This window comes from Roseobacter phycocola, from assembly GCF_042055075.2.
Classification (GTDB): Bacteria; Pseudomonadota; Alphaproteobacteria; order Rhodobacterales; family Rhodobacteraceae; genus Roseobacter.
This window is the reverse complement of sequence record NZ_CP194010.1, coordinates 1,950,187-1,971,858: the sequence shown is the minus strand read 5'-3', so window position 1 is coordinate 1,971,858 and position 21,672 is coordinate 1,950,187. Positions and strand designations below refer to the sequence as shown.

At 60.1% G+C, this 21,672-nt stretch carries 18 protein-coding genes and 1 tRNA gene; 7 read left to right on the top strand and 12 right to left on the bottom strand.

What is annotated here, in order from left to right; genetic code table 11:
• Positions 1–369: 369 nt before the first annotated feature.
• A complete protein-coding gene (locus AB4K19_RS09695; protein ID WP_375228176.1) occupies positions 370–2,205 on the top strand; it encodes a sensor domain-containing protein in 1,836 nt (611 codons plus the stop codon).
• Between the two features lie 112 nt (positions 2,206–2,317).
• On the opposite strand, the gene AB4K19_RS09690 is transcribed toward AB4K19_RS09695, so the two are convergent.
• Positions 2,318–2,584, bottom strand: coding sequence for a hypothetical protein (locus AB4K19_RS09690; protein WP_375228175.1), 267 nt, complete (start codon positions 2,582–2,584; stop codon positions 2,318–2,320).
• Between the two features lie 603 nt (positions 2,585–3,187).
• On the opposite strand from AB4K19_RS09690, the gene AB4K19_RS09685 reads away from it, so the two are divergent.
• On the top strand, positions 3,188–3,973 hold the full coding sequence (locus AB4K19_RS09685) for a hypothetical protein (protein ID WP_436399509.1): 786 nt from the start codon (positions 3,188–3,190) through the stop codon (positions 3,971–3,973).
• A 16-nt stretch (positions 3,974–3,989) separates the two neighbouring features.
• Positions 3,990–5,174 carry an MFS transporter gene (locus tag AB4K19_RS09680; RefSeq protein WP_436399508.1) on the top strand — a complete coding sequence of 395 codons (1,185 nt, stop codon included), beginning with the start codon at positions 3,990–3,992 and terminating at the stop codon, positions 5,172–5,174.
• 93 nt (positions 5,175–5,267) lie between these two features.
• Here the strand turns inward: AB4K19_RS09680 and AB4K19_RS09675 are convergent.
• Together AB4K19_RS09675 and AB4K19_RS09670 are read right to left on the bottom strand one after the other, a co-directional pair.
• Positions 5,268–5,342 (bottom strand) — tRNA-Gly (locus AB4K19_RS09675).
• 101 nt (positions 5,343–5,443) lie between these two features.
• A complete protein-coding gene (locus tag AB4K19_RS09670; RefSeq protein WP_375228173.1) occupies positions 5,444–5,839 on the bottom strand; it encodes a VOC family protein in 396 nt (131 codons plus the stop codon).
• Positions 5,840–6,203: 364 nt separating this feature from the next.
• Here AB4K19_RS09670 and AB4K19_RS09665 point away from each other — a divergent pair, with 364 nt between their 5' ends.
• Positions 6,204–6,884, top strand: a complete 681-nt coding sequence (locus AB4K19_RS09665) for a VPLPA-CTERM sorting domain-containing protein (RefSeq protein WP_375228172.1) — start codon at positions 6,204–6,206, stop codon at positions 6,882–6,884.
• A 127-nt stretch (positions 6,885–7,011) separates the two neighbouring features.
• Here AB4K19_RS09665 and AB4K19_RS09660 read toward each other — a convergent pair whose 3' ends face one another.
• Both AB4K19_RS09660 and AB4K19_RS09655 read right to left on the bottom strand, forming a co-directional pair.
• Positions 7,012–10,452: a pyruvate carboxylase gene (locus AB4K19_RS09660; protein ID WP_375228171.1), complete on the bottom strand. Its 3,441-nt coding sequence runs from the start codon at positions 10,450–10,452 to the stop codon at positions 7,012–7,014.
• Between the two features lie 190 nt (positions 10,453–10,642).
• Positions 10,643–11,782 carry an alpha-hydroxy acid oxidase gene (locus AB4K19_RS09655; RefSeq protein WP_436399507.1) on the bottom strand — a complete coding sequence of 380 codons (1,140 nt, stop codon included), beginning with the start codon at positions 11,780–11,782 and terminating at the stop codon, positions 10,643–10,645.
• A 108-nt stretch (positions 11,783–11,890) separates the two neighbouring features.
• Between AB4K19_RS09655 and AB4K19_RS09650 the strand changes: the two genes are divergently transcribed.
• On the top strand, positions 11,891–14,284 hold the full coding sequence (locus AB4K19_RS09650; RefSeq protein WP_375228169.1) for an ATP-dependent helicase: 2,394 nt from the start codon (positions 11,891–11,893) through the stop codon (positions 14,282–14,284).
• Positions 14,285–14,296: 12 nt separating this feature from the next.
• On the opposite strand, the gene AB4K19_RS09645 is transcribed toward AB4K19_RS09650, so the two are convergent.
• The 7 genes from AB4K19_RS09645 to AB4K19_RS09615 all read right to left on the bottom strand — a co-directional run bounded on the left by AB4K19_RS09645 (position 14,297) and on the right by AB4K19_RS09615 (position 19,092).
• Positions 14,297–14,794 carry a DUF3299 domain-containing protein gene (locus AB4K19_RS09645; protein WP_375228168.1) on the bottom strand — a complete coding sequence of 166 codons (498 nt, stop codon included), beginning with the start codon at positions 14,792–14,794 and terminating at the stop codon, positions 14,297–14,299.
• A complete protein-coding gene (locus AB4K19_RS09640) occupies positions 14,788–15,303 on the bottom strand; it encodes a DUF3299 domain-containing protein (protein ID WP_375228167.1) in 516 nt (171 codons plus the stop codon). Before AB4K19_RS09640 ends, AB4K19_RS09645 begins: the two co-directional genes overlap by 7 nt.
• A 5-nt stretch (positions 15,304–15,308) precedes the next feature.
• Positions 15,309–16,559, bottom strand: coding sequence for an ABC transporter permease (locus AB4K19_RS09635; RefSeq protein WP_375228166.1), 1,251 nt, complete (start codon positions 16,557–16,559; stop codon positions 15,309–15,311).
• Complete coding sequence (locus AB4K19_RS09630; protein WP_375228165.1) at positions 16,556–17,251, bottom strand: ABC transporter ATP-binding protein; 696 nt, start codon at positions 17,249–17,251, stop codon at positions 16,556–16,558. The genes AB4K19_RS09635 and AB4K19_RS09630 overlap by 4 nt, the downstream gene beginning before the upstream one ends.
• Before the next feature lie 12 nt (positions 17,252–17,263).
• Positions 17,264–18,013, bottom strand: a complete 750-nt coding sequence (gene zrgA / locus AB4K19_RS09625) for a zinc uptake protein ZrgA (RefSeq protein WP_375228164.1) — start codon at positions 18,011–18,013, stop codon at positions 17,264–17,266.
• Positions 18,014–18,042: 29 nt separating this feature from the next.
• Positions 18,043–18,429 (bottom strand): Fur family transcriptional regulator, encoded by a 387-nt coding sequence (locus AB4K19_RS09620; protein WP_375228163.1) that lies wholly within the window; start codon positions 18,427–18,429, stop codon positions 18,043–18,045.
• Between the two features lie 426 nt (positions 18,430–18,855).
• Complete coding sequence (locus AB4K19_RS09615) at positions 18,856–19,092, bottom strand: DUF1127 domain-containing protein (protein WP_375228162.1); 237 nt, start codon at positions 19,090–19,092, stop codon at positions 18,856–18,858.
• A 216-nt stretch (positions 19,093–19,308) separates the two neighbouring features.
• Between AB4K19_RS09615 and AB4K19_RS09610 the strand changes: the two genes are divergently transcribed.
• Positions 19,309–20,382: an Mrp/NBP35 family ATP-binding protein gene (locus AB4K19_RS09610; RefSeq protein WP_436399506.1), complete on the top strand. Its 1,074-nt coding sequence runs from the start codon at positions 19,309–19,311 to the stop codon at positions 20,380–20,382.
• Between the two features lie 786 nt (positions 20,383–21,168).
• Positions 21,169–21,672 (top strand): division/cell wall cluster transcriptional repressor MraZ, encoded by a 504-nt coding sequence (gene mraZ, locus AB4K19_RS09605; RefSeq protein ID WP_375228161.1) that lies wholly within the window; start codon positions 21,169–21,171, stop codon positions 21,670–21,672.

Sequence of the window (21,672 nt, the reverse complement as noted above, 5' to 3'; positions counted from 1 at the left end):
ATGAAACTTTTTGGTGATCATTTCCGTGGGTGACGGCGCGTCGGAACCTGCGCCCCCAAAAAAATTATTCTGAAACCGGTAACCCTTATGAATGAATTCCCGTTAATCTAGAGGATATTAGCCTGCGGTCCCTTTAAGCGCGGGTGATCCCGGGTTGCATTCGCAGCGATCGGAACGCATCCGGTCCGGGCGCGAAGGTCCAATGCTGTGAAGGTTCAGAGGCATGTGCTGCGCTCTTTCAGTATTGCATGCTGCAATTTTCCGAAAATTGCTCGCTTTCGTCTCTTCACAGCTAGAACGATGTTAATCCTTTGGAGGTCATAGACAGGAGAAACAACGCAAAGTCTGAACGTGATACCTGCCCGGATATTGAATCAGATAGACGACAAGGCATCCGAAGGTCTGGTGCTCGCAAAGGCGTCGCCAGACGACGGTGCGGTCATGCAGGTACAGTGGTGCAACCCGGCCTTCACCAGGATCACCGGGCATGAAGAATCCGAAGCGCTGGGCCAGCGTGGAACGATCCTGATCGGTCCTGACACGGAACAGGGCGTACACCTCCACATCATCGAAAAACTGATGAACTGGGAGAATTTCTCCATCCGGACCCGGAACAACCGCAGAAACGGTGAACTTTACTGGCAGCGGATGAACTGGACCCATCTTTCGGACGCGGTAACGGGTGATCACTGGTGGCTGTGTTCCATCATTGAACTGGACGAACAGCCAGCAGGAGCAAAACAGCCCGGTCAAGCTGAAACCGCAGCCGCGGATCAGGAAAGCTATGACAGGGTCATGGCGAAAGTGCACCGCCTTGAAAAAGAGAACGCCAGACTTCTGGAGCTTGCGCGATCTGTTGCGAAAGATGCAAACGAGGATGCGCTCACGGGCCTGTCCAACCGCCGCCATTTTGAGGTGGAACTGAAAACCTGGATCGGCAGGCTGAAGGAAAGCGGCTCAGAGTTTGCTGTCCTCTATATCGATCTCGACAGGTTCAAGTTTGTGAATGACACGCTCGGGCATGATGCCGGTGACCGGCTTCTTGTTTCTGTCGCAACGATGCTGAGAGACCTTTCTGATGAAGATGATCTGGTAGCCCGTCTGGGCGGGGATGAATTCGTTATTCTGAAACCACTGGCGACAAGCGCGCTCAACATCAGCAGTCTTGCCGATGAAATCGTTCAGAGAATGCGCGCGCCGGTTACCTGTGACGGCAAATCCACTGCCTGCAGCGCCAGCGTGGGTGTGGCCATCGCGGGTGCGGGCATGGATGATCCGGAAAATGTCATCGCAGATGCAGACGCGGCGCTCTACCACGCAAAGTCGCAAGGCAAGGGGAGGTGGTCATTCTTTACCGAACAGATGCATGCGCAGTCTATCGCGACCAAACAACTTGCATCAGACCTGCTTCTTGCCTGCGAGCGCCAGGAGTTTATACCGTATTTTCAGCCGCTTATTGATGCGCGAACCGGCATGATCGCCAGCGCGGAGATGCTGGTGCGGTGGAATCACCCCACCCGCGGAATACTGGCCCCGGGTCAGTTCCTCGATACTGCTGCCAACATGGGCATTCTGAAGCAGATCGATGAGATCATTTTTAATAGCGTTCATGGCGCGATGACCCGACTTGATGAAGCCGGCGCAGACCTGCCACGCATCGCCGTGAATGTGTCTGCGGCCCGGCTGGCGGACCCGACATTCATTCACGACATAAAAAGTTCGGGCATTCCGCCCGAAAGGCTGACCGTGGAAATTCTGGAATCGGTCTATCTGGACCGGATCGGGGATGTTGTCCGCTGGACGATTGATGAACTGGATGAGCTGGGTGTGACGATTGCCCTGGACGATTTCGGTACGGGCCACGCGTCGGTGCGGGGATTGCTGGAGATCCGGCCATCGGTTCTGAAGATTGACAGGCATTTCATCCAGCTTGTGGTCGATGACGAAAGTGCCAGACCGCTGGTCGCGTCTATCATTGGTATTGGCAAAAGCCTCGGGATGCGCGTGGTTGCTGAGGGCGTCGAAACAGAAGAACACGCAACAATCGTGGGAGATATGGGCAGCGATTACCTGCAGGGTTTCTATTTTGGTAAACCGATGAGCGAGGACGATCTGCGCAGAAAGCTGCTGGCAAATGGTGGGCAGTTCTGGCCGTGCCGGTCTGACGGCGATGCAGACCCTCTCGCAGAACAAAAGGCCGGCTAGGGTCCGGGCGTCCGGGCTATTTCACCTGATGCGGCAAGGGGGCGCAGGTCAGGAATACGAGGCTCTGATCGCCTGGTGCGCTTCGGGCTACATGGGAATGGCACCTGCCGGATCAGGCGGCCGCGGTCTCCGCAAGTTCAATTGCGCGCATCATGGCCTCTTCGGCGCAGGGCGTGGGGGACGTTGCGGAGCAGACCTGACGCTTGCCGGGCCCAACTTCAAAGATACAGGACAGGAAGACGCCGCCGCTGATCGCAGATGTGCAGGGGATCCAGCGACCGCCCGGACCTTCGACCGCATCTGCTCTGCACACGTTTACCGCGCCCGGCGGAGGGCAGGACACCGGAAACGAATCGTCAAAGATCGCGTGAATACTCATAAACATCCCCTTTTGACCGGTACTATCCGAAGTGCGTCTGACCAGAGTATGGCCACCTCGGTAGCAATGCCCTGGATGCGCCGCAATTCGCTGAATCCGGGCAGTGCAGATGTGCGGGCGATCCAACACACCAATTGCAACCGGAAGGTGCAGTGGGAGAAAAACTAATATAAATCAATTGGCTGTGCGGCTTTGTTGTTGCGTTGTTAAGATAGGTTAAATTCTATTCTTTTTTCCAGGTTTTGTCATTTTCAATCCGGTGGTTTGCGGATCGGCCTCCTGCTGTCGGGCGCTTCAGCTGCCTGTGATCTTTCGTTTTTCAATCCCCGATTGCAGATCGTCGACGAGTAGACAGCCGAGATGTGCTGGCGTTTTCATGTGTGCGCCACAGGCTTAGGCCATCCGGGGCGAAATCCCTGTTTTCAGGGAATCTGGGGCAGCGATAGGGCGGTCACGCCCAGTTGAGCACACCCGGTTCGTTAACCGGAAAGGTGGAAAAATGACTGACTCACAAAAAATCATGCGAAACATCAATCATGGCTAACCGGTCATTAACCATATGGTGGGACGGTGCAGCCGAGTTTGGGTAGAGAGGGAAACTGGATGGGTATGTTACCGGGTAAACTGTTTGAGATGACATCGCGTTTGGCAGCAATTCTGCGTGCACTTGAAGCATCGGGAATCCGAATTGAAATCGGCGATGATTTTGCAAAGTATCGTGCACTGCGCAGCCAGCAGGCTGACAGGGGTGGCATTTACCCGATGTTTGATGTGGCAAGCTCCTATGTCGATCGGTCGAATGCTTTCTGGCTCTGCGGATATGATGGCGACGGGGCGCTCATGCACACGCAGGCCGTGCGACTGCTGGATCTGGAAGGCGTTTCGCTGGCAAACCACCTTGATGCGCACCGGCACAAATATATTACGCCAGACACCACACCGGACCCGGATCTGACTTTTTACAACGGGCCGGATGCCCTGAAAACCATAACGGGCCAAGTCTGTTACCAGGGCGATTTCTGGTTGCGGGCGCGGGGCCTTGGTGGGCCGCGCAGTCAGGGCGCCACTGCTCTGCTGTCACGCGTTCTGCTTGAGGTGATGGCCGGGGCGTGGAACCCATCCTATGTCTTTGCTTTTGTTCCCAAGAGGCTGGGCGCGAAGGGCGCGCATCTGCGGTATGGGTACAATCACTGCGAGCCCGGACGCTGGATCGGCCCGGACCGGCAGGTGACAGAAGAAGATTACTTCATCTGGATGAACGCCAGCGACATCGCCGGTCTGATGGGACGCGAAGCCGTGGAAGTTCAGTATTCGGCGGACGTGTCCGGAAAAAGATCAACGGCACCTGCGAAATCAGATGCGCCCGCCGGTGCCACAGCAGATGCATAAAAGACAGTAGGAGAACATGGGCTCTCACACACCTGACCTGGACAGCAGCCCTTCGATCGCCGTCGCGTCACGGGCGGCGATCCTGGGCCCCATCGCAGCCAATATTGCGTTTGTGATGGAGCTGACCCTGGTGCCGCTTCTTTTGCCGGCGATCCAGGTGCAGTTCGGTCTGTCTGTCAGCGACCTTGCGTGGGTGTTCAATTCCTACGGTATTGCGGTGGCCGCTGGAGTGCTCTTTGGCGGGTGGCTGGGCGACGCCTTTGACACGCGCAAGGTTTTTGGCTGCGGCGTGGCGCTTTTCGCGGCAGGCTCGCTGATGGTGTCAGCGTCCGAGAGTTACGAAGCGCTCATATCAGGGCGGGTTCTGCAGGGGCTGGGCGGTGGTATCTTTTCACCGTTGATCCCGCTTCTCCTGACAAGGGCATCGCCGCACAGACCGGGGCGGGTTCTGATCGTCTGGGGAAGCATCGCAGGATATGTCGCGGCTTTTGCACCCATGCTCTACAGCGGGCTGCTTGACGGTTCAAACTGGCAGAATGCCTTTGTCCTGAACGCGGTTATTGCCATTGTCGCACTTGCGGTTCTCATCGGCACATCCATCGCGGATGAACCCACTCAGGTGGTGCGGGAAAAAAGAAAGTACACCGCGCTGTTCCGGGCAAAGGATCTCTGGATCACGTTTGTCTATGTCTTCTGCACCTATGGGTGCATTACCTATTTTCTGTTCCGTCTGCCGGTCTGGCTGACAGGCAATGAGGTCGGGACGGTCGGTGTCGGTTTCCTTCTGTCGGTGATGTGGCTGACCTTCTCCGGTTCCAGCACTCTGTTGCGGAACCTCGTGGACAAGCCGCACATCCGGACTGTGATGCTGGCCGCACCGGTACTGATCGCCGCTGCAATGCCTCTGCTTTTCTATACGGATCAACTGCCGCTGCTGGTGCTGTCGGCTATTCTTGTCGGAACGGGCTTGGCCTGCAGCAACGCGCCCTCGACCCAGCTGATCCTCCGTTTCGCGCCAGAGGGCATGAGCGCAATTTCGACAAGTCTGGACATTACTTTTGCGCGTCTTGGTGGCATCGCAACTGTTGCTGTACTGGCCGACACCCGACCGGAGATTGCCACGCCGGTTATTGTGCTTTTGTCCGTGATCGCGGCGCTGTGCACGCTGGCGGTGCGCAGGCGCCTCGCCGAAGGGCGCTGAGCATCCGGAACTGCGGGGACACGAACAGCGTCAGACACAAAACCTCACCCTACCCGCGGGGCAAAGACAGCATCATGATTTTGAGAGACCCTTTGGAGCGGGCGAGGCGATTCGAACGCCCGACCCTAACCTTGGCAAGGTTATGCTCTACCCCTGAGCTACGCCCGCTTCCTTAGGTGCGCGTGGAATAACTTTGCTGACGCGGCTCTGCAAGGGAAAAATCGGGTGCTGTGCAAATAATTTGTGTCATTTTGCGGCGGGTGCAGCGTTCATCCGCCAGCCCGGGCAGGAGTGCGGCGGATCAGGTCCCAGCGGTTGCCAAACGGATCCCGGAAGACGGCGACCCGTCCATAAGGTTCGTCGCGTGGCTCTTCCTCGAAATCGATACCCGCCTGGGTCAACCGGGCGTGGTCCCGCGAGAAATCATCGGTTTCCAGAAACAGCCAGACACGGCCACCGGCCTGTTGGCCCAGTGCGGCCTTTTGCGCGGGCGTATCGGCCCGGGCCAGCACAATCTGTGTGTCCGAACCGGGGGCGCTGACAGTGATCCAGCGTTTCCGGCCCTGATCAATGTCCTCGCAGAGTTCAAAACCAAGGGTGCCACAGAAAAAAGAAAGCCCGGCATCATAATTCGGGACCAGGACGGAAAAGGCAGCAAGTTTCATGCGTCGTTCATGACAGGAAATGCCTGCAGGAAACAGTGGGCAATCGTCGGTTTTGCAGACCTGGAATGGTGACGGTCCCGGATTGAAAATACCTGAACAAGCGATGCCGACTCGCTTTCCCGATGCCTGTGACACCTGTTTCAGGTGCCCCCGAACCGTGATTTTCCAATGGATTTCAGGTGTTTGTTGCGTTGTTTGTTCGCGCTTTGCGGGAACATTCCGGCAAATATGGCAAAATCGTGACAATTATTTTGATCTGATGCGCGGTCGATGCAGTCATCGGGGTATTGCATAGCGGGTGGGGTACCCGAACTGAATTGACGATGGACCGGGGGAAGCGGTCGTTGGGTGAACGGAGTTTCAAATGAACAATAGGATTATTCTGGCTGCATCTGCTGCCTGCCTTTCGGTTGGACTGGCGACGGCGTCGTCAGCGGCGAGCTACACATACTTTGACGATCTGTTTGCAGTCAGCACAGAAGACTTCGGCTCGGGCCTGCTCGGCTATGTGGATGGAAACGACTGTCAGGGTGACGGTGGCACCGTCGGTGGTTTCGGGACCGACCCGGTGTGCTCGCTGGGCGGCTCGCCATATATCGTGAAACTCGACGCGAGAGACTTTAACGACAGCGGAGATCCAGTAGGCTCTTTAAGCGCAGGAAGCGAATGGAACTCCGACTTCGGCCTCTTCAGCGATTTTGGCGGTATTATCATCGCCGAAGACGACACGATGGGCTGGTACTTCGAGTATCTGAACGATGGCGACGATCCAGGAATTACCGGATTTACAGCGAAAGGCGGCAACCCGGACGGACCAAGGCCGCCCGCTTCGGGCTTCTTTGTCTATAACTATGTCGGGCCAGGCGATTCATTCCTCGGGGGAGCAGGGAACCGCGTTCTGTTCGATTTCGCTCAGGGCTCTTCTCACGTCACCTTCTTTGACAGCGACTCAGGAGTGTCGACGGTTCCGATTCCCGCAGCTGGCTGGATGCTGATCGCCGGTCTTGGTGGGCTGGGTGTGATGCGCCGGTTCCGTCGGTCGTAGGCCAACGCCTTACAAACGGCAAAACGGCTCTCCTGTCAGGAGGGCCGTTTTTCGTTGAGACCTGAACAACGCCCCGGAAGCTGATTGCTCCGGGGCGGTTTTTTTCAGCATCAGGCGCCGCGCAGGGTCACTCCAGCTCGACCAGCAGGTCCTTGGCGTCGATCTGCCCGCCCGGCTGAACATGCACGGCTTTCACGACCGCCGCGCGTTCTGCGTGGATGCCCGTTTCCATCTTCATCGCCTCGATGGTCAGGAGCAGATCGCCTGCATTCACCTTTGCACCGGTCTGGGCCGCAACAGAGGCCACAACCCCGGGCATCGGGGCGCCGATGTGGTTGGCGTTTCCGGCTTCGGCTTTGGGGCGCTGAGCGGTCGATGCTTTGACCATCCGGTTGGGCACGCGGATGACACGGGGCTGGCCGTTGAGCTCAAAGAAGACTTTGACCTCGCCATCCTCGTTGGTCTCGCCCACGGCCTGCAGGCGGATTTCCAGCGTTTTGCCCGGATCGATTTCGGCGGTGATCTCTTCGCCCGGCTCCATGCCATAAAAGAAGGTGCGGGTGGGCAGGGTGCGCACCGGGCCATAGGTACGGTGACGCCCCATGTAGTCGAGGAAGACCTTGGGATACATCAGGTAACCGCTCAGGTCCTCATCATCCACGTCCTTGCCTTCGAGTGCCTCGCGCACCTCTGTGCGGACTTTTTCCAGATCAGTCGCGGGCAGGTGTTTGCCGGGGCGTTCCAGGTTGGGTTTTTCGTCCTTGAGCACCTTGTTCAGGATCGTGCCCGGGAAACCACCCGGGGGCTGGCCAAGGTTCCCGCGCATCATATCCACGACGCTGTCCGGGAAGGACACCTCTGTACCCGGGTCCTCGACTTCGGCGCGGGTCAGGCCCTGGGCCACCATCATCAGGGCCATGTCACCCACCACTTTGGACGAGGGTGTGACTTTGACGATGTCACCGAACATCTGGTTCACATCCGCATAGGTGCGGGCCACTTCCGGCCAGCGGTCTTCGAGGCCGAGCGAGGCGGCCTGCGCCTTGAGGTTGGTGAACTGCCCGCCGGGCATCTCGTGCAGGTACACCTCGGAGGAGGGCGCCTGCATACCGGTCTCAAAGGCCGCGTAATGGCCGCGGACCTCTTCCCAGTAATCGGAGATTTCGCGCACAGCCGCCATGTCCAGTCCGGTGTCCCGGTCGGTATGGCGCAGTGCCGAGACAACGGTGCCAAGCGTGGCCTGGCTGGTATTGCCGGAGAGCGCGTCCATCGCGCAGTCCACCGCATCCACACCGGCCTCGGAGGCGGCAAGGATCGTGGCACAGGCCACGCCGGCGGTGTCATGGGTATGGAAGTGGATCGGCAGACCGACCTCGGTTTTCAGCGCTTTGATCAGCTGGCGTGCGGCCCCGGGTTTCAGCAGACCGGCCATATCCTTGAGGCCCAGTACATGGGCGCCCGCGTCGCGCAGCTCTTTGCCCATATCCACATAATACTGCAGGTTATATTTCGCGCGGTCCGGGTCGTTGATGTCTCCGGTGTAGCAGATCGTGCCCTCACAGACCTTGTCCGCCTCAATAACTGCATCCATCGCGACGCGCATATTCTCAACCCAGTTCAGGCTGTCGAACACGCGGAAGACATCGACGCCTGTGTTGGCGGCGACCCGCACAAATTCCTGCACGACATTATCGGGATAGTTTGTATAGCCCACACCGTTGGAGGCGCGCAGCAGCATCTGTGTCATCAGGTTAGGCATCGCCGCGCGCAGATCGCGCAGACGCTGCCAGGGGCATTCCTGCAGGAACCGGTAGGCCACATCGAAGGTGGCGCCGCCCCAGCATTCCACGCTGAAGAGTTGCGGCAGGTTGGCCGAATAGGCTGGTGCGACCTTGATCATATCGTGGCTGCGCATCCGGGTTGCCAGCAGGGACTGGTGACCGTCGCGCATGGTGGTGTCGGTGATCAGCAGCTGGCGCTGCTGTTTCATCCAGTCGGCAACGGCCTGCGGGCCCTTCTGTTCCAGCAGGTTGCGCGTGCCCATCATGGGTTCTGCGCGCAGGGCAGGCGGTTTCGGGTCCCGGACGTGGGCCGCGGGACGCGGGTGGTCCTTGGTTTCCGGGTGTCCGTTCACCGTGATGTCGGCGATATAGGTCAGCACCTTGGTGCCGCGGTCGCGGCGGCGGCTGAACTGGAAGAGATCCGGCGTCTGGTCGATGAACTTGGTGTGATAGGTGTTATCGAGGAAAGTCGGGTGCTTCAGCAGGTTTTCGACGAAGGCGATGTTGGTGCTGACGCCCCGGATGCGGAACTCGCGCAGCGCTCGGTCCATCCGGGCAATCGCGGCCTCGGGCGTCTGCGCCTTGGCCGTTACCTTGACCAGCAGGCTGTCATAGTAGCGCGTGATCACGCCGCCTGAATAAGCGGTGCCACCATCAAGGCGGATGCCCATGCCGGTTGCTTCGCGGAACGCGGTGATGCGGCCGTAATCCGGGATAAAGTTGTTCTGCGGATCCTCGGTTGTGATCCGGGTTTGCAGCGCATGCCCGTTCAGGCGCACATCGTCCTGGGTCGGTTTGTTGGTGGCTTCGGCGATCGGCTTGCCTTCGGCGATCAGGATCTGCGCCTGGACAATATCAATGCCTGTGACTTCCTCGGTGACCGTATGTTCCACCTGGACGCGCGGGTTTACTTCGATGAAGTAGAATTTCCCGTCGGCCATATCCATCAGGAATTCAACGGTGCCCGCACATTCATAATTCACGTGTTTGCAGATTTTGTAGCCCAGCTCGCAGACTTCGGCGCGCTGTTCTTCGGTCAGATAGGGGGCAGGCGCGCGTTCAACGACTTTCTGGTTGCGGCGCTGGACCGAGCAGTCGCGTTCATAGAGGTGGTACATGCCGCCGTGTTTGTCGCCCAGAATCTGTACCTCGACGTGGCGGGCTTTCATGATCATCTTTTCCAGATAACCTTCGCCGTTGCCAAAGGCGGCTTCGGCTTCGCGCCGGCCTTCGCGCACTTTTTCTTCGAGTTCGCCCTCTGCTTCGATGGGGCGCATGCCCCGGCCGCCGCCGCCCCAGGAGGCTTTGAGCATCAGCGGGTAACCGATTTCCTTTGCTTCAGCCTTAATCGCCTTCATGTCGTCGCCCAGCACTTCGGTGGCTGGAATGACAGGAACACCGGCCTCAATCGCCACGCGGCGGGCGGATGCCTTGTCACCGAGCGCGCGCATGGTTTCGGCGCGCGGACCGATAAAGGTGATCCCGTTCTGATCACAGGCGTCGACAAATTCGGGATTTTCGCTGAGCAGGCCGTAACCGGGGTGGATCGCATCTGCGCCGGAGGCTTTGGCGACGCGGATCATCTCGTCAATGCTCAGATAGGCGGCAACAGGCCCCAGTCCTTCGCCGATGCGGTAGGCCTCATCCGCCTTGAACCGGTGCAGCCCGAGTTTGTCTTCCTCGGCATAGACGGCGACCGTTTTCTTTCCCATCTCGTTGGCGGCCCGCATGATGCGGATGGCGATTTCGCCGCGGTTGGCGATCAGGATTTTCTTGAAGTCTGGCATTTGGGCCTCGTGCATTCTGGCAGTGGCGTCTGTGTAGGCGCTTTGGGGACGCGCGTAAACGCGTAGTACTGGGTAGACGCGCGCACTATGCCGCGCTGCGGCAAGAAAGGCAATTTGTTCGGAAGCGGGTGCGCAGCACCCCTGATTTCAGGCCTCCGGCGGGGATATTTCCGGCCAGAAGAAGCCGGTGTCAGTCAAGGGTGAAGGGTGCGGGCAGCTGCGACAGATCCCGCACGCCAAGCTGTCCCATATTTGCCTCAAGGTCTTTGCGCAGCATGTCGACGAGGTGGTCCACGCCGGGTGGTCCGAGGGCAGCGAGGGCGTAGTGGAATGCGCGGCCCAGCATGACAAAATCGGCACCTGAAGCAAGGGCACGCAGCATATCGAGACCGCCTTCGACGCCGGAATCAAAGATCAGTGGCAGTTTCGTGGCCGCGCGGACCTGTGGCAGAACCTCGATGCTGGCAGGGGCGGCATCAAACTGGCGGCCTGCGTGGTTGGAAACCCAAAGCGCATCAACGCCGCGTTTTTCCAGCGGTTCGGCGTCTTCGGCGCGCAGAACCCCTTTGATAACCAGCGGGCCTTCCCAGGCATCCCGCAACCAGCTGACATAATCCGCGTCCGGTGAGGTGCGCAGGAGGTAGCCTGCATGCTGGGTGGAGGACAGGGATGTCGTCGTCTTCGGCGTGTATTTTTCCAGCCCGCGCATCCGGGGCATGCCGCGTTGAGCCATCCCCAGCGCCCAGGCGGGCCGCATGGCGACCTGCGCCAGCAGGCGCGGTGTCAGGCGGGGCGGCTGGGTCAGGCCGGAGCGGGTCTGGCGTTCCCGGCGGGAGGCCACCGGTACATCGACCGTCAGGACCAGCGTGGAAAATCCGGCATCGCGGGCACGCGCCAGCATGTCCCGGCGGATGTCCTCGTCACGCGGCGCGTACATCTGAAACCAGGCTTCTGGTCCGAGATAGGGTTTGAGGTCTTCGGGTGACTGGCTGGCGACGGTGGACAGCGTATAGGGGATACCGGCTCCGGCCGCAGCGCGGGCAAGGTGGCCTTCGGCGTCGGGCCACATCAGGCCGGACATGCCAACCGGCGCCACCCCGAAAGGCAGCGGCAGGTCGCGCCCCAGCAGGTGGCAGCTGAGATCCGGCGTGAATTCACCATGCAGGACCGAGGGCATCAGCCCCACGCGGTCAAGGGCTGTGCGGTTGCGATGTCTGGTGGCCTCTGATCCGGTGGCCGAGTCGAGATATTCCCACACGAATTTCGGGATGCGGCGGCGGGCTTTTGCGCGCAGATCGCTGAGGCCCGGATAGGTGCTGTGCAGGTCCATGCCCTGTATTTGCCCGTCAGATCAGGCAATTGTCCAGCCCTGTGCGCGAGGCGGAACATTGTGTGAACGTCTCTTTAACTTTCCGGCAGTGCAGAGTAGGATCGCAGCATGAGCAGTTTTGACGAAATGGATGCCTTTGAAGGCGCTTCGCTGAGCGCACGTGCGATGGCCGCGCGGCCTCAGCCGTATCTTGACGGGCTCAATCCCGCGCAGCGCGCCGCTGTTGAGCAGCTGGAGGGGCCGGTGCTCATGCTGGCGGGCGCGGGCACGGGCAAGACCCGGGCTTTGACGGCGCGGATCGTGCATCTGCTGAACCGTGGCACTGCAAGGCCCAATGAGATCCTCGCGGTGACCTTTACGAACAAAGCCGCGCGCGAAATGAAGATCCGCGTAGCGCAGATGCTGGGGCAGCCGGTGGAGGGCATGCCATGGCTGGGCACCTTCCACGCGATCTGTGTCAAACTGCTGCGGCGGCATGCGGAACTGGCGGGGCTGAAGTCGAACTTCACTATTCTGGACACGGATGATCAGCTGCGGCTGCTCAAACAGCTGGTGGTCGCCGATGGCATCGATGACAAACGCTGGCCGGCGCGGCAGCTGTCCTCGATCATAGATGGCTGGAAGAACCGCGCGCTGACGCCTGACAAAGTGCCGGCCGCCGATGCGGGTGCCTACAATCACCGCGGTGTTGAGATTTACGCGCAGTACCAGGCACGGCTCAAAGAACTGAACGCGGTCGATTTCGGCGATCTGCTGCTGCATATGGTAACGATTTTCCAGAACCACCCGGATGTGCTGGAGCAGTATCAGCGCTGGTTCCGGTACATTCTGGTGGACGAATATCAGGATACCAATGTCGCCCAGTATCTGTGGCTGCGGCTGCTGGCGGGCGGGCACAAAAACATCTGCTGTGTCGGTGACGATGACCAGTCGATCTATGGCTGGCGTGGTGCCGAGGTGGGCAATATCCTGCGGTTTGAAAAGGATTTTCCGGGCGCCCATGTTGTGCGGTTGGAACAGAACTACCGCTCGACCCCGCATATTCTGCAGGCGGCTTCCGGTGTGATCCGGGGCAATCAGGGACGCCTGGGCAAGGAGCTGTGGACCGACCGGGAAGAGGGCGAAAAAGTCCGGCTGATCGGACACTGGGACGGCGACGAGGAAGCCCGATGGATCGGTGATGAGATTGAGGCGACCCAGCGGGGGACGCGGGGGCGTGCGCCGGAAAGCCTGAACAATATGGCGATCCTGGTGCGCGCGTCACATCAGATGCGTGCCTTTGAGGACCGGTTTCTGACCATCGGGCTGCCGTATCGCGTGATAGGCGGGCCGCGCTTTTACGAGCGCATGGAGATCCGCGATGCCATGGCCTATTTCCGCGTGGTGGTCAGCCCGGACGATGATCTGGCCTTTGAGCGGATCGTGAATACGCCCAAACGGGGGCTGGGCGACAAGGCGCAGCAGACCATCCAGCGTATGGCGCGCGACAACGGGGTGAGCCTGTTTGAAGGCGCGCGGCTTGTCACGCAGGTCAAGGCGATCGGCGGCAAAGGCGGTGCGGCGCTGGCCAGACTGGTGGCGTCTGTTGACCGTTGGCGCGGGCAGATGCAGGCGCGCATTCTGCTGGACGATGACGCGGTGCTGGACGCTGGCGGTGAGGGCCGCCCGGAGATCAGCCACGTGGAACTGGCCGAGATCATTCTGGACGAGAGCGGCTACACAGAGCACTGGCAGAACGACAAAACACCGGAGGCGCCGGGGCGTCTTGAAAACCTCAAGGAACTGGTCAAAGCGCTGGAAAGTTTTGAAAATCTGCAGGGGTTCCTGGAGCACGTCAGCCTGATCATGGACAACGAAAGCGAAAACGCTGAGGAAAAAGTCTCGATCATGACGCTGCATGCGGCGAAGGGTCTGGAGTTCCCGGTGGTGTTTCTGCCGGGCTGGGAGGACGGGCTGTTCCCATCGCAGCGGTCCATGGATGAAAGCGGCGTGAAGGGGCTCGAGGAAGAGCGGCGTCTGGCCTATGTCGGCATCACGCGGGCCGAGGAAGTCTGCACGATTTCCTTTGCGGCCAACCGGCGGGTGTTTGGCCAGTGGCAGAACTCCATGCCCTCACGGTTCATTGATGAGCTGCCCGAAGAACATGTGGATGTGCTGACCCCGCCGGGGCTTTACGGCGGCGGCTATGGGGCTGCGGCGCCGTCCTCGACCCTGCATGACGCAGCGGCGGAGGCGAATGTCTACAACTCTCCCGGCTGGCGGCGTCTGCAGGCCAGGTCACAGGAGCGGCCCATGAGCCAGCCGCGCGAGAGCCGGAATACGGTGATCGACATGAATGCTGTGTCCAGCTTCACCGTGGGCGAGCGGGTTTTTCACCAGAAATTCGGCTACGGCGCGGTGCAGGCCATCGAGGGCGATAAACTTGAGATTGCCTTTGAGAAAGCAGGCACCAAGAAGGTTGTCGCGAAGTTCGTCAATGCGGCGGATGATATTCCGTTCTGACCGCCGCGGGCATCAGAGGGCGATGGGGTCGATCCGCTCGGCGGCCATCGCATAACCCACCTCTGCCAGCTGGGTGGAGACGGTGGTCACACCGAACCTGCCGGTCACGCGCACGGGCTCAAACATGCCGCCGCTTTCATAGGGCGTGTCGGGCGTGACAAAAACAAGCTGATTGGCGGGCGGGGGCGGGACATGGATGCAGGCCCCCACGTAAGGTACCAGAATAAAAGCCGAAACACCGGTGCCCCGGTGTTCGATGGGCAGCACAAAGCCTGGTATCCGCACGGTCTGTCCGTTCCAGTCGGTGCGCACACCCGTCGAGGCAGGCTGCTGATCCGACATCGAAGGTCCGGAATGATCGATGAATTCCTGTAACAGCGGCGGCACGAAAACCTGACCCTCGGGCAACAGGTCAGCCCAGGAAAGATCGACGACTTCTGCGGCAACGCCAGGTCTCGGCAACAGCACCGATGCCGCAAGCCCCGTCAGAAGCCCGCGCCGTGTCACCATTCGTAGACTTCCATTTTGTCTGCCACCAGCGCATATCCGGTTTCGCCCAGCTCGGTGGACTGCAGTTCGGTGCGCATGATGCCCGTCACCCAGACTGGGTCCCACAGCCCGTCGGTGGGCCAGGGCGTTTTCGTGCGGCACATCACCAGCTGGTTGGCGGGCGGGGGCGGAACATGGATGCAGGCCCCGACATAGGGCACGAGCATAAATTCGGTCACGCCCTGCGCGGAGAAATCAAATGGAATGATATAACCGGGCATCCGGATATAGGCGCCATCCAGCGTTTCGTTCAGTTTGGTCGCATTGGCGTCATAGATCGGGGCCCAGAAATCGTTGATCTCGTCAATCTCGCCTTCACCGATGATCTCTGAATAGGGCACGCCCGGCGGGATCAGATCGTCCCACATGACCTCCCGCGGCGCATTGGCCAGCGCAGCACCAGGGACTGTGGCACCAGCGGAAAGAAGCCCGAGTGCGGCGCGCCGGTTGAACATTGTCTGCTCCGTCATCTGTGTCACGTCCGCACCATCATACCATCCGCCAGCGAGAGTTTGTAGGCGTGAAGCGCGGGCAGGGCGCTCACAATTGCGCCAGCGGCGGTGACGCCTGCCAGCACCAGCAACTCGTCCGCCCCGGGTGCCGTGATCGGCAGCCACAGGCCGAATTCTGCGTCAATCATTGGCTGGGCCACGAACAGCGCCGCATAGACCAGTGCCAGGCCCAGCATGGCACCTGCCGCGGCGGTCAGCGCAGCCTCCAGCACCAGCAGGCCGAAAATCGTGGACGGCCGCGCCCCCATCGCCCGGAAAATCGCCATTTCACGCCGTCGTTCGCTGAGGCTGGAAAACACTGTCGCCATCATGCCGATCAGCGCTGTGACAACGACCATGCCGGACACGGCAAGCAATGCCGTTTCGGCAATCCCGACGATGGACCACAGCTCCTGAAGGGCCACGCCTGGCAGGATCGCCAGCAGCGGTTCGGCCGGATATTCATTGATGGCGCGCTGCAGCGCAAAGGTCTGCAGCGGGCTTTTGACACCAACCAGCGCTGCCGTAACCGCCTGCGGCGTCAGGTCCATGCCGCGGATCACCTCCGGCGGCGTGGATTGCCCCGGGATCTGCGCGCCGCTGCGCCAGTCGACGTGAATGGCCTCGATGGCTTCCATGCTGACGATGACCGTCCGGTCCACGGGTGTACCGGTGCGTGCCAGGATGCCCGATATCCGGAACGGCTGATCCTTGTGTTCAGTAAAGGACGCAAGACCATGCGCCACGACAATCGGATCGTCCACATCATAACCAAGCGTTTCGGCGACATCCGCACCGATGACCGCATCGAAAAGGTCATCCATCATCAGGCCGTGGGCCACTTCGATCTGCCGGTCCTGCCGGTACCGGTAGTGTTCAAAGAAACCCAGGGTGGTCCCCATGACCCTGAATTGCCGGTGACTGTCGCCCAGCGAAATGGGTACAATCCAGTCGACTTCGGGCCGTGCGGCAATGTCTTTGTAGCTTTCCCAGCTGACATTGTTGGTCGCATTGCCGATGCGGAACACCGAATAGAGCAGCAGCTGTACCGAGCCCGAGCGCGCGCCCACGATCAGGTTGGTGCCGGAAATTGTATCCGCAAAACTCGCCTTCGCACCCGTCCGGACCTTTTCCACACCCAGAAACAGCGCGACAGACAATGCGATGGCCAGAATGGTCATGCCCACGGTCAGCGCCCGTGCAAACAGCGATGCCATGGCCAGACGCAGGATCATGCCGCGGGTCTTTCGGTGTGGGCGATGTCTTCGATACGCAGGGCGCGGTCAAAGCGCGGCGCGAGGCGCGCGTCATGGCTGACCATCAGCAGGGCAGAGCCCTGTGCGGCGGCCTGACCGAAAAGCAGGTCCAGAAAAGCGGCCTGGCTGTCTGCATCCAGCGCCGAAGTGGGCTCATCCGCGATGATCAGCGGGGGCTGACCTATCAGCGCTCTGGCAACGGCCACGCGCTGCTGTTGTCCGACGCTCAGAGTGCCGGCCCGGGCCTGCAATACATCTTTGGGCAGTCCCAGCCGGTCACATAGTTCCGCCGCCGTTTGCCGGGCATCGCCCGCCCGGGCGCGTCGTTCCGGCGCAAACCGCAGGGGCAGCAGAATATTGTCCGCAACGGTGCCGAATGGCAGCAGATTGAACTGTTGGAAAATCACCCCGATCTGTTCGGCGCGGAACCGGTCGCGGGCCCCGCCCGACAGCGCGCTGATATCGGTGTCCGCAATGCGGACGCTGCCCTGTTCCGGCTGCACCGTGCCGCATATCAGCGACAGCAGCGTGGACTTGCCCGATCCGCTTTCGCCCAGCAGCAGCACTTTTTCGCCCGCAGACAGCGAAAACGCTGGCACAGACAGCGAAAAGCCGGCCCGTCCGGGCCAGCCGAAAACAACGCCTGAAAGGGTCAGGACGGGATCTGTCATCCCGTTGTCCTGTCAGAACAGGTTGCGCAGATCAAGAACGGGATCCTCGCGGGTGACCTCAAAAGCCTGTGCGCCGGAGCCTGTCACGATCTGAACCTCAAGCTCCAGAGCATTCTCAAACCGGTCGAAATAGGCGAATTCGATCTGGTCCAGCGCCTGCGGATCGGCGCATGTCAGACGGTATGTGGCGTGGAATTCAGAATGCGTGGCCTCATTGGCGTGGTCATGATCATCGTCATGCGCGGCATGGTCGTGATCATGGTCATCGTCATGGGCATGTTCGTCCTTGTGCTCGGCATGATCATCGTCATGCGCGGCATGGTCGTGATCATGGTCATCATCATGGGCATGTTCGGCCTTGTGCGCGGCATGATCGTCATCATGCTTGTGCTCATCATGCCCATGTTCCTCATGATCGTGATCGTCGTGGCCATGTTCCGCGTGCTCGTCTTCCATTTCCAGCGCGGCGCGTGCCTCGGTTACAGAGCATCCCGCCGCGGCTGGCAGGACAAAGAGATCAAGAGGTGTGGCCAGCGTGGCCACCGCCGCGTCAACGGCCTTGCGGTCCGCATCGGTTTTGGCCGCATATTCAAAACCCACGATGTCCGCGCCGGGCACTTCCAGTTCCATCAGCACGTCGGATCCCTCAGCCGCGATGTTCAGCGCGCCGACGCCATGTTCATGCGCGTCCAGCTGACGGGTTTCATCAGCCAGTGCAGGCACGGCGGCCAGAAGAGCGATGATCGAAAGGGTGTTTTTCATGGGTTATCCTGTTTTTCTGAAAAGGGTTGTCAGGCGGCGCAGCTGCTGCAGCGGCCGTGAATTTCGACGATATGGCGTTCAGTCCGGAACTGGCTTGGATCAGTCAGCCGGTCCAGCATCGGCAGCAGCTCTCCGCCGTCATGCTCTTCGACAGCGCCACAGTCGCCACAGATGGCGAGGACGGGCACGCTGTTTTTGTGAGTGCAGGTGCAGGGCACAAAGGCCCGGATCGATTCAAGCCTGTGCGCGCGGCCCTGGTCTGTCAGCGACGACAGAGTCCTGTAAACGGTCGGGGGCGCAATATCCGGTTCGCTGGCCTGGAGGCGTTCCAGGATCTGGTAGGCGGTCATGGGCCGGTCGCATGCTTTCAGCACGCTGAGCACATCATCCTGCCGGGCCGTTGCGGGTTTTCTCACTGGGTGGCCTCCTTTGCCTGCGATTTTGTTACTTTATAAAATAAGCAGCATCAAGAAGCGGGTGGCGGGCTTCCGCCTGCGCCGTGTCAATCATGAAAAAGCACAAAAAAAGCGGCCCCCGGGAGGAGTGGGGACCGCTTTCTGTTTCCGGCGACGTTTTTCAGGGAGGAAATATGCCTGCCGGTCGTGTCCGGCCATTCTGGCCTTCTGTAAAAGGGACGGTGGCATCCGGGAGGAGGATGAATGCCACCGCCTTGGTTCAGCCTGGCCCGGGAGGAGGTGGACCCGGCTGAAAGTCGTTCCGGGATCTGATCCCGGTGCCCGGTTTGCGGGCGGTGTTACAAACGACGGCATCCGGGAGGAGGATAGATGCCGCCGCTTCTGTTCAGGTTCCCCGGGAGGAGGTGGGGAACCCGATCTCTGTGGTTACACAGAAACTTTCTCGCAGGCGGTTTCCCACGCCAGATTGCGGAATCCGGAGCGGTGCAGGCCGAGGTCTGCGGCTTCCCGGTCGCTGAGTGTGTTCAGCTCGGCAAGCGTGTGCCGGTACAGGCTGTAGCGGGCGTAACGCGCTGTTGCGGTTGCGAAGAATCCTGTGGCTGCGGCCAGTGCACGCACGCCGAAGCTTTCGGATTTTGCGAATGTCTGATCCATAAAGGCCATTGTGTTTGCTTTCGTGTTTCGTCTCTTGTGACCCATACTTAGGGAATTGCTGCGCGTGCACAATAACCAGAAATTCAATGCTGCTATGCAGCATCTGCATAGGCGACGTATGGTTAATTTTCACATAATGCTAATGGTTTAGGCATTTCAGCGGTGCCGCTGGTGTTCCGCTGCAACTGTGCTATCTCAACAGGCGGGAACGAGGAGTTTTTGAGCATGTCTGTAACACAGGCCGATATTGAGGCCGCTCTCAGCCGGGTGGCGCTGCCCGATGGACGCAGCCTGATCGAGCACGATCTGATTCGTGCGCTGACTGTTGATGGCGGGGTTGTCCGCTTTGTCATTGAGGCACCAAGCCCGGAGGTCGCACGCCAGATGGGGCCGCTGCGGGACGCGGCGGAAAAGGTCGTGTCGGAACTGCCCGGGGTGACCCAGGCGACGGTTGCACTCACTGCGCACGGCCCGGCGGCCAGCAAACCGGAGCCACCGTCGCTCAAGGTCGGCGGGCACCCGAAACCGCAGGCAGGCCCGACAAAACCGGCGGGCGTGAAGCGCATTCTGGCCATCGGGTCCGGCAAGGGCGGCGTGGGCAAATCCACGGTCTCGTCAAACCTCGCCGTGGCGCTGGCAAAGGCCGGTCGCAAAGTCGGCCTGCTGGACGCTGATATATACGGTCCCTCTCAGCCGCGCATGATGGGCATTAATAAACGTCCCGCCAGCCCGGATGGTAAAACCATCATTCCACTGCACGCGCATGGCGTCACGCTGATGTCGATCGGCTTTATGCTCGAGGACGGCAAGGCGGTGGTCTGGCGCGGGCCGATGCTGATGGGAGCGCTGCAGCAGATGCTGGGGCAGGTGGAATGGGGCGGGCTTGATGTGCTGCTCGTTGATCTGCCGCCAGGCACCGGGGATGTGCAGCTGACACTGTGCACGAAGTCCGAACTCAGCGGTGCGATTGTGGTGTCCACGCCGCAGGACGTGGCGCTGATCGACGCGCGCAAGGCGCTCGACATGTTTGACACGCTGAAAACACCTGTGCTCGGCCTGATCGAGAACATGTCCATGTTTGTCTGCCCGGACTGCGGCTCGGAGCACCAGATCTTCGGGCAGGGCGGTGTCGCCGCCGAGGCGGAGAAACTGGGTGTCCCGCTGCTGGGCGCGCTGCCGATTGATCTGGAGACCCGCCTTGCGGGCGACGGTGGCACCCCCATCGCCGCCGGGGATGGCCCGATGGCCGAGGCCTATGCGCGCATTGCGGACGGGCTGATCCGGGGCGGCATGGCATAAAGCCGCTCTGGTCCGACGGAAGGCGTTCAGCCAGACTGGATATCGCTGCCCGCAGGTGATTGCCGGCGGATGGCGGTTCTGATCACTCCGGCAGCAGGTTGCGGGCTGCCACTATATATGCAGTCATTGTCTGAACGGGGCTACGCTCTCAGCGGGTCATGGGAATTCATGGGCCGTGCCGTGGGAATCTATGGGCCGAAACGGGCGTCAGGGCGAATCAAACAGGTTCTGCGGGTACTTTTTTGCGTCTTTATAGCTGTCTGACCTTCGAACATAAGTAGAACATCTCTGTGTGGCACAGCATGCGGGCAAAAAATCGGGAAATTATGGGAAATTTCCCGACCGGCGCGACTTGTCTATATATAGTGTTTTTCTGACAGTCAGTGCCAATTTGTTGATATTTTTCAACCAAACTGCTACCAGATGTTGTTTTCCTTAACACTGAAAAACAAGATTTAGCAATTTGGTAACCAAAAATCCCTTGCTGTGCCATGATTTCCCACGTTATACCTTTCTACATCAGATGAGAACGAGCCCGGGGCACCAAACGACCCTACGCAAACAAAAACTCTAGCAGGTTTCATACAGGCACCTCGCTTTCATCAGACCAAGAGATCCGGCGCGCGAGCGAGCAGACATCCCCCCAGGTGGCGCGCGCGACTGGACTTCCCCGCAAAGTCGGGACGAGGGCGGCGGGTTGATCAGTGGCAGCAGATCAACCCGCCGTTTCCATTTCAGGGACGGGGGAAGCGCAGACGAGGGCGCGCAAGAGATTGGGATAAGGCAGTGAGCCGCAGGTTCAGAGGCGAAAGCCATCACAAGGTCGATACAAAGGGGCGGGTCTCGATACCGGCCTCTTTCCGCCGTGTGATTGAGGCTGCTGATCCCAACTGGACCTCCGGTGATGCGCCCGAGCTTGTCATTGTTTATGGCGATCACCGCCGCAGCTACCTTGAATGCTACACGATGGAAGCCATCACCGAGGTGGACGACAAGATCGACGCCCTGCCGCGCGGGTCCATCGAGCGCAAAATGCTGCAACGTCTTTTTCACGGCCAGTCGTTCCCCACGTCGGTGGACGAAACCGGCCGCCTCGTGCTGCCTGCAAAGCTGCGCCAGAAGATCGGCCTCGACAAAGAGGCTTTCTTTATCGCCGCCGGTGATACCTTTCAGATCTGGCAGCCCGAGACCTATGAGGCCGAAGAGGCCGCCAAAACGGACGCATGGCTGGACGATCTGCCCGAGGATTTTGACCCGCTGGTGTTCCTGGACGGCCAGCAGGGGGAGTAG